Origin of the sequence: Cupriavidus agavae, from assembly GCF_004217045.1 — a bacterium.
Classification (GTDB): Bacteria; Pseudomonadota; Gammaproteobacteria; order Burkholderiales; family Burkholderiaceae; genus Cupriavidus; species Cupriavidus agavae.
Genome location: NZ_SGXM01000008.1, coordinates 94,608 through 107,551, shown reverse-complemented (window position 1 = coordinate 107,551; position 12,944 = coordinate 94,608). Strand labels below are relative to the sequence as shown.

10 protein-coding genes are annotated in these 12,944 nt (G+C 69.1%); 9 read left to right on the top strand and 1 reads right to left on the bottom strand.

Annotated features, from left to right (window positions below; translation table 11 throughout):
- Nucleotides 1-65: 65 nt before the first annotated feature.
- The 6 genes from EV147_RS21585 (at nt 66) to EV147_RS21560 (ending at nt 7,510) form a co-directional block, all read left to right on the top strand.
- A complete protein-coding gene (locus EV147_RS21585; protein ID WP_130393254.1) occupies nt 66-1,001 on the top strand; it encodes a response regulator transcription factor in 936 nt (311 codons plus the stop codon).
- A 212-nt stretch (nt 1,002-1,213) separates the two neighbouring features.
- Nucleotides 1,214-2,404 (top strand): GDP-mannose 4,6-dehydratase, encoded by a 1,191-nt coding sequence (gene gmd / locus EV147_RS21580; RefSeq protein WP_130393253.1) that lies wholly within the window; start codon nt 1,214-1,216, stop codon nt 2,402-2,404.
- The gene (locus tag EV147_RS21575; protein ID WP_130393252.1) at nt 2,397-3,380 is read left to right on the top strand and encodes a GDP-L-fucose synthase family protein; all 984 of its coding nucleotides are present in this window, start codon (nt 2,397-2,399) and stop codon (nt 3,378-3,380) included. The genes gmd and EV147_RS21575 overlap by 8 nt, the downstream gene beginning before the upstream one ends.
- A 7-nt stretch (nt 3,381-3,387) precedes the next feature.
- The gene (locus EV147_RS21570) at nt 3,388-4,638 is read left to right on the top strand and encodes a glycosyltransferase WbuB (RefSeq protein WP_130393251.1); all 1,251 of its coding nucleotides are present in this window, start codon (nt 3,388-3,390) and stop codon (nt 4,636-4,638) included.
- An 82-nt stretch (nt 4,639-4,720) separates the two neighbouring features.
- A complete protein-coding gene (locus EV147_RS21565; RefSeq protein WP_130393250.1) occupies nt 4,721-6,379 on the top strand; it encodes a hypothetical protein in 1,659 nt (552 codons plus the stop codon).
- A 3-nt stretch (nt 6,380-6,382) separates the two neighbouring features.
- On the top strand, nt 6,383-7,510 hold the full coding sequence (locus EV147_RS21560; RefSeq protein WP_130393249.1) for a CgeB family protein: 1,128 nt from the start codon (nt 6,383-6,385) through the stop codon (nt 7,508-7,510).
- 90 nt (nt 7,511-7,600) lie between these two features.
- On the opposite strand, the gene EV147_RS21555 is transcribed toward EV147_RS21560, so the two are convergent.
- Nucleotides 7,601-8,770: a glycosyltransferase gene (locus tag EV147_RS21555; protein WP_130393248.1), complete on the bottom strand. Its 1,170-nt coding sequence runs from the start codon at nt 8,768-8,770 to the stop codon at nt 7,601-7,603.
- 251 nt (nt 8,771-9,021) lie between these two features.
- On the opposite strand from EV147_RS21555, the gene EV147_RS21550 reads away from it, so the two are divergent.
- Genes EV147_RS21550 through EV147_RS21540 form a run of 3 tightly spaced genes read left to right on the top strand, consistent with a single transcriptional unit; the run spans nt 9,022 to nt 12,929 of the window.
- On the top strand, nt 9,022-10,188 hold the full coding sequence (locus EV147_RS21550) for a polysaccharide biosynthesis/export family protein (protein WP_130393247.1): 1,167 nt from the start codon (nt 9,022-9,024) through the stop codon (nt 10,186-10,188).
- An 18-nt stretch (nt 10,189-10,206) separates the two neighbouring features.
- Nucleotides 10,207-10,689, top strand: a complete 483-nt coding sequence (locus EV147_RS21545) for a low molecular weight protein-tyrosine-phosphatase (RefSeq protein WP_268907488.1) — start codon at nt 10,207-10,209, stop codon at nt 10,687-10,689.
- Nucleotides 10,686-12,929, top strand: coding sequence for a polysaccharide biosynthesis tyrosine autokinase (locus tag EV147_RS21540; protein ID WP_130393246.1), 2,244 nt, complete (start codon nt 10,686-10,688; stop codon nt 12,927-12,929). The genes EV147_RS21545 and EV147_RS21540 overlap by 4 nt, the downstream gene beginning before the upstream one ends.
- The last annotated feature ends 15 nt before the right edge of the window (nt 12,930-12,944 follow it).

Below are 12,944 nucleotides of genomic sequence, written 5' to 3'. Positions count from 1 at the left end.
CGCTGCAGTCGAATTCCCTCACGCAAAGCGTCCCGCATCTCACCCACAACGGGGAGTCAAGAAGAATGAACGCCTTGCTGATCGAGGAGCATCCGCTGCTCCGGCTCGGGCTGTTGCAGATGCTCGAGACCATCCAGGAATCCGGACACGTGCTGGCGCTTGCGCCAGGTGACATCCACCGTCTGGAGACCCCGCACCGAAACGCCGACCTTCTGGTCTTCGGCATGCCCGCCGACCAGGCCCTGGGCTGGGAACAGCTGGAACAGGCGCGGGACCGCCTGGCTCCGCAACGCATCCTGGTGCTGGCCGACGCCTTGCCGCTGCACGTGCCCAATGCCGATGCGGCGCGCGGCATCTGCGGCTGCCTGCCGAAATCGGCCTCGCTGGCCGTGATCGAGGCCGCCATCCGGCTGGCCGTCTCCAGCGTCCAGGGACTGATGTTCGCCGGCGAGGCGGTGCCCACGCCCGTGGCGTCGCGTTCGGCCATGCCGGCGGCCACGTCGCTGGCTTCGGCGGCCCCGCTGCCGCTGACGCCGGCCGTCGCTCCCGATCCGGCGTCGCCAGCCGCATGCGCCAACGCCATGCGCGCCGCGGTGGCCGTGCGCGACCTGACCAGCCTGCGCCCGGGCCAGCCGATCGCCGCGTCGTCTTCCGGCCCCGCGCCGGTGGTGAAACTGGCCGAGGAAGAACCGAGCTACGACGAGGCGGAGATGCTCAAGATCACGCCGCGCCAGTACGAGGTGCTGGTGCTGCTGGCGCGCGGCTATCCGATCAAGACGGTCAGCCGCATGCTGAACATCTCGGTGGCCACCGTGAAAAGCCACGCCTGCACGCTGTACCAGCGCCTCAAGGTACGGAACAAGGGCGAGGCCGTCTACGCCGCCCTGCAGCGCGGCGCCACGCTGGAATGGGTCAACGGCGACGAGCACGCCACTCCCGTCCAGCCCGCCCGGCGCGACGAGAACCGGTTCGTGGCGGCTGGCAGCGCGGCATCTCTCTGACGATGCCCTGAAGTGCTCCCCTCTCCCATTTTCATGGGAGAGGGGAGAAAGACCCTCCCCCGTACCCGTTTCTGCGTCCCTCCCCCGCAACATTCCCACCTCTGTGTGCTATCCCACAGTGACCCATGGCGCGCCTCGCTACAGTCGCCTCACGGGCATGCCGCTGCCCGGCGGATGCACTTTGCGGCCATCATCGGGGAGCACAGGAAGATATGGGAGCCAACGAACTCCAGCCTCTTGCAGGAATCGGCGAAACGGCACTGCCGCCCGCCTCGCGCCCGCGCCGCGCACTGATCACCGGCATCACCGGGCAGGACGGCGCCTACCTGTGTGAAATGCTGCTCGACAAGGGCTACGAGGTGCACGGCATCAAGCGCCGCAGCTCGCAGTTCAACACCGAGCGGATCGACCACCTCTACCAGGACCCGCACGTCGCCGACCGGCGCCTGTTCCTGCATCACGGCGACATGACCGACACGGCCAGCCTGATGCGCGTGGTGCAGCAGTGCCAGCCCGACGAGGTCTACAACCTCGCCGCACAAAGCCACGTGCAGGTTTCGTTCGAGGAACCCGAGTACACCGCCAATACCGACGCGCTCGGCACCCTGCGGCTGCTGGAGGCGCTGCGCATCCTCGGCCTCGAAAAGAAGACGCGCTTCTACCAGGCGTCCACCTCCGAGCTGTACGGGCTGGTGCAGGAGATCCCGCAGAAGGAGACCACGCCGTTCTACCCGCGCAGCCCGTACGCGGCGGCCAAGCTCTACGCGTACTGGATCACCGTGAACTACCGCGAGGCCTACGGCATGTACGCCTGCAACGGCATCCTGTTCAACCACGAGAGCCCGATCCGGGGCGAGACCTTCGTCACGCGCAAGATCACGCGTGCCATCGCCCGTATCGCGCTGGGGCTGCAGGACACGCTGTACCTCGGCAACCTGTCCGCGCTGCGCGACTGGGGCCATGCGCGCGACTACGTGGAAATGCAGTGGCTGATGCTGCAACAACAGCAGGCCGAGGACTTCGTCATCGCCAGCGGCGAGCAGCACAGCGTGCGCGAATTCGTCACGCTGGCCGCCGCCCATCTGGGCATTACCGTGGAATTCCGCGGCCAGGGCACCGAGGAGACCGGCGTGGTCACGGCCATCGCCGACGGCCACGGCGCGCAGCGCCCCGCCTGCAAGGTGGGCGACGTGATCGTGCGCGTGGACCCGCGCTACTTCCGCCCGACCGAGGTGGAAACGCTGCTCGGCGACGCCAGCCGTGCCCGCGACAGGCTGGGCTGGACGCCGCGCATCGGTTTCGACGCGCTGGTGCAGGAGATGATCGAGTCCGACTACGCCGCCGCGCGCCGCGACGCGCTGGTGCGCATGGCCGGCTTCCGCGCCTACGACCATCATGACTGACGCCCGGCCCCGCATCCTCGTGGCCGGCCACCGGGGCATGGTGGGCTCGGCACTGGTCCGCGCGCTGACGGCACGCGGCGATGCCGAGATCGTGGTGCGCAGCCATGCCGAGCTGGACCTCTGCGACCAGCAGCAGGTGCAGGCGTTCTTTGCCAGCGAGCGCATCGACCAGGTCTACCTGGCCGCGGCGCGCGTGGGCGGCATCCACGCCAACAACAGCTACCCGGCCGAGTTCATCCACCAGAACCTGGCGATTGCCACGCACGTGATCCACGCGGCCTGGCAGCACGGCGTGCGGAAGCTGCTGTTCCTCGGTTCCAGCTGCATCTACCCGCGCCTGGCCACCCAGCCGATCCGCGAGGAAGCGCTGCTGACCGGCGCGCTGGAACCCACCAACGCCCCGTACGCGCTGGCCAAGATCGCCGGCATCATGCTGTGCGACAGCTACAACCGCCAGTACGGCACCGACTACCGGTGCGCGATGCCAACCAATCTCTACGGCCCCGGCGACAACTACCACGCCGAGAACAGCCATGTGATTCCGGGCCTGCTGCGGCGCTTTCACGATGCCGCCGCCAGTGGCGCCTCGCATGTGTCGGTCTGGGGTACCGGCCGGCCGCTGCGCGAATTCCTCCACGTGGACGACCTTGCCAGCGCCTGCCTGCACATGATGGCGCTGCCACGCGATGCGTACCGGCAGGCGGCGCGCCATGGCTTCCTGAACGTGGGCAGCGACGACGAGGTCAGCATTGCCGTGCTGGCCGATCTCGTGGCGCACGCCACGGGCTACGGCGGCACCATCGGGTTCGACCCCTCGCGCCCGGACGGCACGCCGCGCAAGCGGCTCGACTGCCAGGCAATTGCCGCCACCGGCTGGCGCCCGCGTATCCCGCTGCACGACGGCCTGCAGGACACCTACCGCCGTGCCGTGGCCGACGGCCTGCTGCCGGCGCGCGAGCCCGCTCCGGCCACCTGAGCGCGCGATGAAGATCCTGATGGTCAGCCTGAACTACGCGCCGGAGCTGACCGGCATCGGCAAGTACACGGCCGAGCAGGCCGAATGGCTGGCCGCGCGCGGCCACGAGGTCCGCGTGGTGGCCGCGCCGCCGTACTACCCCGCGTGGCGCATCGGCGACGGTTACCGCGCCTGGCAGTATCGGCGCGAGATGCTGCGCGGCGTGGACGTCTGGCGCGCGCCGGTGTGGATACCCGCGCGGCAGTCGGGCGTGCGCCGGCTGCTGCATCTGGCCAGCTTCGCCGCCTCCACGCTGCCGGTGCTCGCGCGCCAGTGGTTCTGGCGTCCCGACGTGGTCTTCATGGTCGAGCCGCCGCTGATGTGCACGCCGGCGGCCACGCTGCTGGCCCGGCTGGCCGGCGCCCGCGCGTGGCTGCACGTGCAGGACTACGAGGTCGACGCCGCCTTCGCGCTGGGCCTGCTCCGGCACCCGGCCCTGCGCCGGCTCGCGCTGGGGCTGGAGCGCTTTCTGCTGCGCCGGCAGGATCGCGTCTCGTCGATCTCTCCGAACATGGTGGCGCTGGCCGTCGAAAAAGGCGTCTTACCCGCCCGGGCCGTGCTCCTGCCGAACTGGACCGTGCTGCACCAGACCCCACCCGCCGCCGCGCAGGCGATGCGTGCCGAACTCGGCATTCCAGAGGGCGCGGTGCTCGCGCTGTACTCGGGCAACATGGGCGCCAAGCAGGGACTCGAACACCTTGCGGCCGCCGCGCGCCAGTTGCGTGACCGCAGCGACATCCACTTCGTGTTCTGCGGCGACGGCGGCGGCCGCGCCGACCTGCAGGCCGCCTGCGCCGGCCTGCCGTCCGTGCAGTTCCTGCCGCTGCAAAGCAACGCGCGCTTTCCGGCGCTGCTGGCGGCGGCCGACATCCATCTGCTGCCGCAACGCGCCGATGTCGCGGACCTCGTGATGCCGTCGAAGCTGACCGGCATGCTGGCCAGCGGCCGCCCGGTGGTGACCACGGCCGCGCACGGCTCGGCGCTGGCCGGCGTGGTCGCCCAGTGCGGCGTGGTGGTGCCGCCCGGCGACGACGCCGCGTTCGCGCAGGCCATCGCCACGCTGGCCGGGGATGCCGGACGGCGTGCCGCGCTGGGTGCCGCCGGGCTGGCCTGGGCGCGCGCCAATCTCGACCGCGACGCGGTGCTGGGCCAGTTCGAGCAGGCGCTGCACGCGCTGCGCCGGCCTGCCGGCGCCCCGGCGTTCGAGCCGCCACGCTGAGGCGCCACGTGGATGGTGTGCTACCCCACATCCATGGCGGCGCTTCGCCGGTAGGCTCAGGACATCAGCCCGAGGATGTCGCATGACCGCTGTCACCACGTTCACCCTGCAGACCGCCCCGACCCGCCGGCCCGTGCGCTTCCAGCGCTGGCGGACGGCGTTCCTGCTCGCCTGGGCCGGGCTTGTCGCGGTGCAGGCGCTGCTGTGGCTCAACGCCGCCAACGTGGCCGCCGCGCTGCTGGTGATCGCGGGCGGCGTCAGCGGCATCCACGTGATGGCGCGCGTGGCCCGGCTGCGGGCGTATCCGATCTCCACGGCGATGCTGCTCGGCTACACGCTGTCGTACTTCCTGATCCCGCCCGTGGCCACGCTGATCGAGTGGAAGCCGCTGACGTACAACCTGCACCATCCGGTACTCGATTTCACGCACGCGTTCGTGTGCCACGTGGCGCTGCTTCTCGCGCACCGCCTCTACCGCAAGAGCCAGTGGGGCATGCAGCTGCGCCTGGGCGTGGTGAACCGCGTGTACCGGCCGATGGGGCTGTTCCACAACCTCGGCAACGTGCAGATCATGGTGATGGGCGGCATCGGCCTGTGCGCGATGATGTACCAGGTGTTCGTGGTGGGCATGATCACCGAGGGCAGCGGCGGCGCGCTGAACCGCATCATGCAGGCGATGTACCCGCTGGCCTACCTGCCCTACTGCCTGCTGGTGCGCCCGCTGATCGGCGCGCATAGCTACCTGCCGCTGAGCCTGCGCTGGAAGCTCACGCTGATCGCGTACACGGGCGTGCTGGCGATGGTGTCGATCGGCAGCAACAGCCGGGCGCTGGTACTGATCGGCACGATTTCCGTCTGCCTCGTGATGGCCTACGGCTTCATCACGCGCACGCTGCCGATGCGGCTGTTCCGCCCGCGCCGGCTGATCATCGTGGGCCTGCTGCTGGCGCTGATGCAGGGGCCGGTCACCGACCTGGCCACCAGCATGGTGATTGCCCGCGCCCAACGCAACGACGTGGGCGCCAGCGAGCTGATCAGCGCCACGCTCGACACGATGAAGAACCGGGACGCGATCCGCGACCGGCTCGAATCGGACGCCAACGACAACCACGAGACCTGGGACGAGCGCTACCTCGACAACCTGTTCCTGCAACGGCTGGCCAACATGAAGTTCGCCGACGCCACGCTGGACCTGGCGCTGCGGCAGGATGCCTCCGCGCGTGCCGAACTGCGCACCATCGAGTGGCAGCGCGTGATCACGGTGCTGCCCGCGCCCGTGCTGGAGGCGCTCGGCATTGCCGTGGACAAGGATTTCGTGACCACCTCGTCGGCCGGCGACCTGATGCTGTTCACCGTCACCGGCGACACCGACGCGCTGGGTGGCTTCCGCACCGGCTCGATCTTCGGCACCGGCTACGCGCTGTTCGACTGGCTCTATCCCGGCGTGCTGGCGATCCTGGCCTTCCTGACCTACGCGCTGGCCGACGCCCAGACCACGCGCCGGCCCCTGCCCGCACGCGACGCCAGCCCGGTGCGCTGGGTACCGGTCTTCAGTCCGCTCGTGGTCACGCGCTACTACACGTGGGTCTTCTACCTGACCAGTGCCGCCACCGGCGTGGATTCGATGTCGGGGCTCACGCAGCTGATTCTGCGCGGCTGGATCGAAAGCGCCGTCATCTATACCGTCGTCTTCTGGATCTCGCGCGTCGTCGTACGCGCCATCGGCAAAGGAGCCTCCTGAATCATGGCCAGAATCCTCTACCTCGGCTGCAGCCTCGAAGGCGGCACGTCGCTGTACCGCGCCCAGGCATTGCGGCGGCTCGGGCATGCCGTGACGATCGCCGACCCGTTCCACGCGGTGGACCGCCAGCTCAACAACCGCTGGCTCAACGCCGCCCACTTCCGCACCGGCTATCGCGCGCTGCAATGGTCGATGCACGACTGGGTGGCCCATATCTGCGCCACGCTCGGCGAACTCGACACGCCCGACATCGTCTGGGTGGACAGCGGCGAACTGCTGGGCCCCGACTGCATCCGCCTGCTGCGCAGCACCGGCGCCACCGTGGTGCTCTACAACCACGACGATCCGGTGGGGCCGCGCGACGGGCAGCGCTTTGCCACGCTGCGCCGGGCCATTCCCGAGTACGAGCTGTGCGTGGTGGTGCGCGACGAGAACGTCGAGGAACTGCGCGGGCTGGGCGCCTCGCAGGTGATGCGCGTGGACCGCAGCTATGACGAGGTCATGCACGCGCCATTCGACGATCCGGCCGATATCGCGCCCGAGTTCCGCTCCGAGGTGGCCTTCATCGGCACCTGGATGCGCAATGAATCGCGCGACCGCCTGATTGCCGACCTGATCACGCGCGGCATTCCGGTGTCGGTGTGGGGCGCGCGCTGGGGCATGTCTCCGTTCTGGCCGATGCTGCGGCCGCACCACCGTGGCGGCAACCTGAGCGGGCGCGACTACGTGGCTGCCATGCAGGGCAGCAAGGTCTGCATCGGGCTGCTGTCGTCGGGCAACCGCGACCTGCACACCACGCGCACCATGGAGATTCCTTACGCCGGCGGGCTGCTTTGCGCCCAGCGCACGCGCGACCACCAGGCCATGTTCGAGGAAGGCCGCGAGGCCGTGTTCTGGAGCGATGCCGACGAATGCGCCCACTGGTGCCGCACACTGCTCGACAACGCCACGCAGCGCGAGGCCATCCGCCTGGCCGGCATGCAGCGCATCCGCGCCAACGGCGCCGGCAACCAGGACATCTGCGCGCGCGTGGTGGAGGCGGCCCTGCAGGTGCGCAGCCATGCCGCGCCGGCGCGCGAAATCCGTACGATGGCACCGGCGCTGGCCGAGGTGGCCGCCGCCGAATCCTAGCAATGCCGCGCGGGGTGTGTGGTGGAGGAAAGGGAACGGGCCGCACACAGCGGCCCGTTCCCTTTTCCGGCATCCGCTGCCCGGCCTCGCCTACACCGGCTGCATCGCGGCCTCGGGCACGCCCACCACCTCCAGCAGGCGGTCGGCAAAGCTGCTGCTCTGGAAGCGCTGCTCGAAGCACGCCAGCGCCCGCTCGCGCATCCGGGCGCGGTCCACGGCTGGCGTGCCGATCCACTGGCGCAGCACGCGCTCGGCACCTTCGAGGGTGTCCTCGCAGATCATCCCCGCGCCGTCGCCCTCGATCTCGCGCCAGATGTTGACCTTGTTCGAGATCAGCACCGGCACGGCGCAGGCCAGCGACTCCGCCACGGCCACGCCGAAGTTCTCCTGGTGCGAGGGCAGGCAGAACGCCTCGGCGGCCTCGAACGCCCCCCACTTCAGATCACCCTGCAGCATGCCGGTCCAGGTCACGCGGTTGCCCACGCCCGCACCATGCGCGATGGCTTCGAGCTGGTGGCGCATCGGCGCGTCGCACGGGCCCGCCATGATCAGGTGCAGCGACGGGTCCAGCGCCGCCACGCTGCCGAACGCGTGCATCAGCAGGTCTACGCCCTTTTTCTCGTGGATGCGGCCCAGGAAGAGCAGGTTGCGCCGCCCCGAGGTGGCCGGAAACGCCGTGGTGAAGGCCGCGCGCATGCCGGTGCGGTCCGCCGGCGGCGGCGACGTGCCGAACGTGGCGATCTGCTCGCGGCACTGGTACAGCCCGAACGATTCGCGCGCACGCAGCCGTTCGTCCTCGGCCGTGAACAGCACCGCGCGGGCGTCGCGCAGCACCCAGTAGTCGCCCACGGCCCAGTACAGCGATTTCTTCAGGTGCTTGAGCGGGTAGCGCTCCTTGAACCAGGGGTCGAGCATGCCGTGCGTGAAGACGAAGTATGGCGTGCGGCCACCGCGCAACGCCAGCCATGTGGCCAGGCTGTGGAACTGCCAGATGCCGTGCACGATCACCACGTCGTACTCGTGGCTGTGCTCGCGCAGCCACCGCACGATGCGCGTGTTGAACCCGTAGCGCAGCCGGCTCGGCCCCAGCGCCACGAGGTCGAGCCCGCTGTTGACCACATAGTCCGCATCGGGCGGATCGTTGCAGCAGATCCGTGCCTGCACGCCGCGCCGGGCCAGGTAGATGTCGAGCTGGCGCAAGCCTTCGATCGGGCCGCCGCCTACCGGGTTGATCGAGTTGATGACATGTAACAGCCGCATGAAAGGTAGCCCCCACGTGCCTGAAGATGACCGCAGCCTAGCCCTGCGCGCGCGCGGACTCCGTACGCTGCGCCACAAACGCCGCGCGGGCGCGGCCGGCGGACCGGTTCGGCACGGATGCCACACCGGCCGGGCGCCAATGTGGTGAAACGTACCGATGCCCCGGCCCCACGCTCCTACTCTCGCACCATCAGAAGCTGTGGCTGCGGGTTGCGCGGCATGCATGCTTGGGTCCCGGTAGGAGAATCGAGATGTCATCACGTCGCCGCTTCACATTGTTCCCCGCCTTTCCCGCAGGCCGGCGTTGCGCCGCCGTGGCGTCGCTGTGCGCCGCGGTCCTGCTCTCCGCCTGCGCCGCCGCGCCAGGCATGCGCATCTCGGACGCCGCCATGAAGGCGTCTGGCGGCGGCGCCGAAGGCGACAAGCCGCCCGAGATCACGCCGATCACGCTCAAGCTCAACGAGGAGCTGCGCAAGACCGCCAAGCCCACCAACGTGGGCGTGGAACAACTGTTCGGCACGCCGCAGCCGTACCGCATCGGCCCGGGCGACATCATCTCCGTGGTGGTCTGGGATCACCCCGAGCTGGTCTTCCCCACGCAGACCTACAGCGTGGCCACGGCGATGGAGATTCCGGTCACCAGCGGCGGCTCGAACATGCCCGGCTACGTGGTCAGCCCCAGCGGCGATATCCAGTTTCCGTATGCCGGCGTGATGCACGTGGCGGGCAAGACCACCAACGAACTGCGCACGGAGATGTCGCGCGTGATCTCGCGGGTGGTGCGCGATCCGCAGATGACGGTGCGGGTGCTCGGCTTCCGCAGCCAGCGCGTCTACGTGGACGGCGAGGTCAAGACGCCCGGCGCGCTGCCGATCGACGATGCGGCCATGACGCTGGTGGAGGCGCTGAACCGCGCCGGCGGCGTGCTGAACCTGACCGGCGACAACAGCCGCATCCGTGTCACGCGGGGCGAGCAGACCTGGTACGTGGACATGCCCGCGCTGCTGCGCAAGGGCGTCGACCCGGCCCGCATCCTGCTGCGCAACGGCGACATCGTGCGCGTGGAGCAGCGCGAGGGCAGCAAGATCTTCGTCACGGGCGAGGTGGTCAAGCCGGTCTCGCTGCTGATGCGCGACGGCAAGATGTCGCTCAACGAGGCGCTGGGCGACGCCGGCGGCGTCAACCCCGGCACCGCCAACGCCGGGCAGATCTTCGTGATCCGCAAGAAGGACGATGGCGCACCGCAGGTGTTCCACCTCGACGGCACCTCGCCAGTGGCGCTGGCCGTGGCCGAAGGCTTCGAAATGCAGCCCAAGGACGTGGTCTATGTCGACGCCAACGGCGTGGTGCGCTGGAGCCGTGTGATGAGCATGCTGGTGCAGCCGATCACGGGCACCGCCGGCTTCATGCGGTATTGACCATCCCGAGGACGACACGTGACCGCTCTCGTGACACCGATACGTTCGATTCTCGTGGTCTGCCTCGGCAACCGCTGCCGCAGCCCGATGGCCGCACTGCTGCTGCAGCAGGCGCTGCCGGGTTGCCACGTGCTGTCCGCCGGCCTGGAGCCGCCCGTCGGCGCCGGGGCCGATCCGCGTGCCGTGCGGTTGCTGGCGCAGGAAGGCGTGGACCTGCGGCCGCACCGCGCGCGCGCCATCGACGCTCCGCTGGTGGACCAGGCCGACCTGGTGCTGGTGATGGAGGACGACCAGCGGCTGATGCTGGAGGGCCTGCACCCCGGCGCGCGCGGCAAGACTTTCCGTTTGTGCGAATCCATCGATGCGGATGTGCCGGACCCATACGGCGGATCGCACGGCATGTTTGCAGTGGTACTTGGAATGATCCGGCACGGGGTCGAAGCATGGACAACATGCGTTCGTGAACGACAGAACGCAAGCGGGTGTGAGGAGACATCATGAGCAACGTCAGGCAATTCCGGGATCCGGCGGCAGATATCGAGGAAGGCGGCGAGAAGCCGCTCGACCTGACCGCTGTCCTGGACACGCTGGTCCGCTATCGCTGGACCTTTATCGTCGTGGCGGGTCTCATCACGCTGCTGGGCGTGGTCTACGCGATGCTCAGCAAGCCGGTCTACCGGGCCGACATCGTGGTGCAGGTGGAGGACACCACGGGCAACCCGGCCGGCGCCAAGCTGGCTGCGAGCCTCTCTCCGGTGTTCGACGTCAAGCCGGCCGCCTCCGCCGAAATGGAACTGCTGCGCTCGCGCATGGTGGTGGGCAAGGCGGTAGACCTGCTGAACCTCGACGTGGTGGCTTCGCCGCGCTATTTCCCGGTGATTGGCTCGGCCATCGCGGCGCGCGCCAGCACGCTGTCCACGCCGGGCCTGTTCGGCCGGGGCGGCTACGCCTGGGGCATCGAGTCGATCCGCATGGCCAGCCTGGCCGTGCCGCCCGAACTCGAAGGCGCCGAGATCCGCGTGACCCGCCTGGAGGGCGATGCCTTCGAGGTGACGTTCCCGAAGGAAGACACGGTGGCCCAGGGCAAGGTGGGCACGCCGATGACCATCGAGACACGCAAGGGCACGGTCAGGATGGAGGTCAGCCAGCTCGTGGGCAACCCGGGCGCGGTCTTCATCGTGCGCCATATCCCGCGCGGCGCGGCCATTGCCGCCCTGCAGCAGCGCCTGATGATTGCCGAGCGCGGCAAGCAGAGCGGTGTGATCGGCGTGGCGCTCGAAGACAACTCCCCGGTGCAGGCGGCCAAGATCCTGAACGCCATCGCGCAGGAGTATGTCGAGCAGAACGTGCACCGCAAGGCCGAGGAGGCGGAGAAATCGCTGCGCTTCCTGGAAAGCCAGATGCCGCAGCTCAAGCAGCAGGTGGAGACCGCCGAGCAGCGCTACAACTCGATGCGCAACCAGCGCGGCACGATCGACCTCAGCGAGGAATCGAAGCTGATCCTGTCGCAATCCGTGGCGATCCAGACCAAGCTGCAGGAACTGCGCACCAAGCGCGAGGAGCTGGCCACGCGCTTCACGCCGAGCCACCCCAGCGTGGAGATCATCGACAGCCAGATTGCAAGCCTCTCCGGCCAGCTTGGCGGCGTAACCAGCAAGATCCAGAAGCTGCCCGAGGTCGAGCAGAACGTGCTGCGCCTGATGCGCGACGTCAAGGTCAGCACCGAGCTGTACCAGCAACTGCTGAACGACACGCAGGCGCTGAAGCTGACCAAGGCCAGCAAGGTCGGCACGGCCCGCCTGATCGATCCGGCCGACATTCCACTCGATCCGGTGCGGCCGAACCGCCCGATGATCTCGGCCGTGGCCGCGATCCTGGGCCTGCTGGCCGCGCTGATGGCCGTGCTGCTGCGCCATGTGCTCGACGGTGGCCTGGTGGATGCCGACGAGGTGGAGCAGCAGACCGGCCTGACCGTCTACGCCACGATCCCGTTCAGCAGCGCCCAGGCACAGCTCAAGCCGTCAGACGAGGCCCACGCGGGCCTGCTGGCCACCGATGCGCCCGACGATCCGGCCATCGAGAGCCTGCGCACGTTCCGCACCGCGCTGCAGTTCGCGCTGCTGAACAGCGCCAATCGCGTGGTGGTCATCACCGGCCCGGCGCCGGGCGTGGGCAAGTCGTTCGTGAGCCTGAACTTTGGCGCGATTGCCGCCAAGGCCGGGCGCAAGGTGATCCTGATCGACGCCGACCTGCGGCGCGGCAGCCTGAACCACGCACTGGGCCGTGTGCGCACGCCGGGCCTGACCGAGATCCTGACCGGCGCGACGTTCGACAGCGTGGTACAGCGCGACGTGGTGCCGGGGCTCGACTTCCTGCCCACCGGCACGCAGCCGCCGCTGGCCGCCGACCTGCTCGAACACCCGGCCATGGAATCGCTGCTGGACCTGCTCAAGACGCGCTACGACCTGATCCTGCTCGACACGCCACCGGTACTGGCCGCCACCGACGCCACCATCCTGGCCAAGCACGCCGGCGCGGTGTTCGCCGTGGCGCGGGCCGACAGCACCACCGCCCGCGAGCTGGTGGCTTCGCAGCGCGCGATGCAGCAGGCCGGCAGTGACATCAAGGGCGTGCTGTTCAACGGCCTGCATGTGGAAGGCCGCTGGTATCGCCCGCATTCGCTCTATGGCAAGTACCGCTACATGAGCCAGTACGGCCGCGCGCAGAGCAAGCGGGCCTGACCTCCGATCCACCTG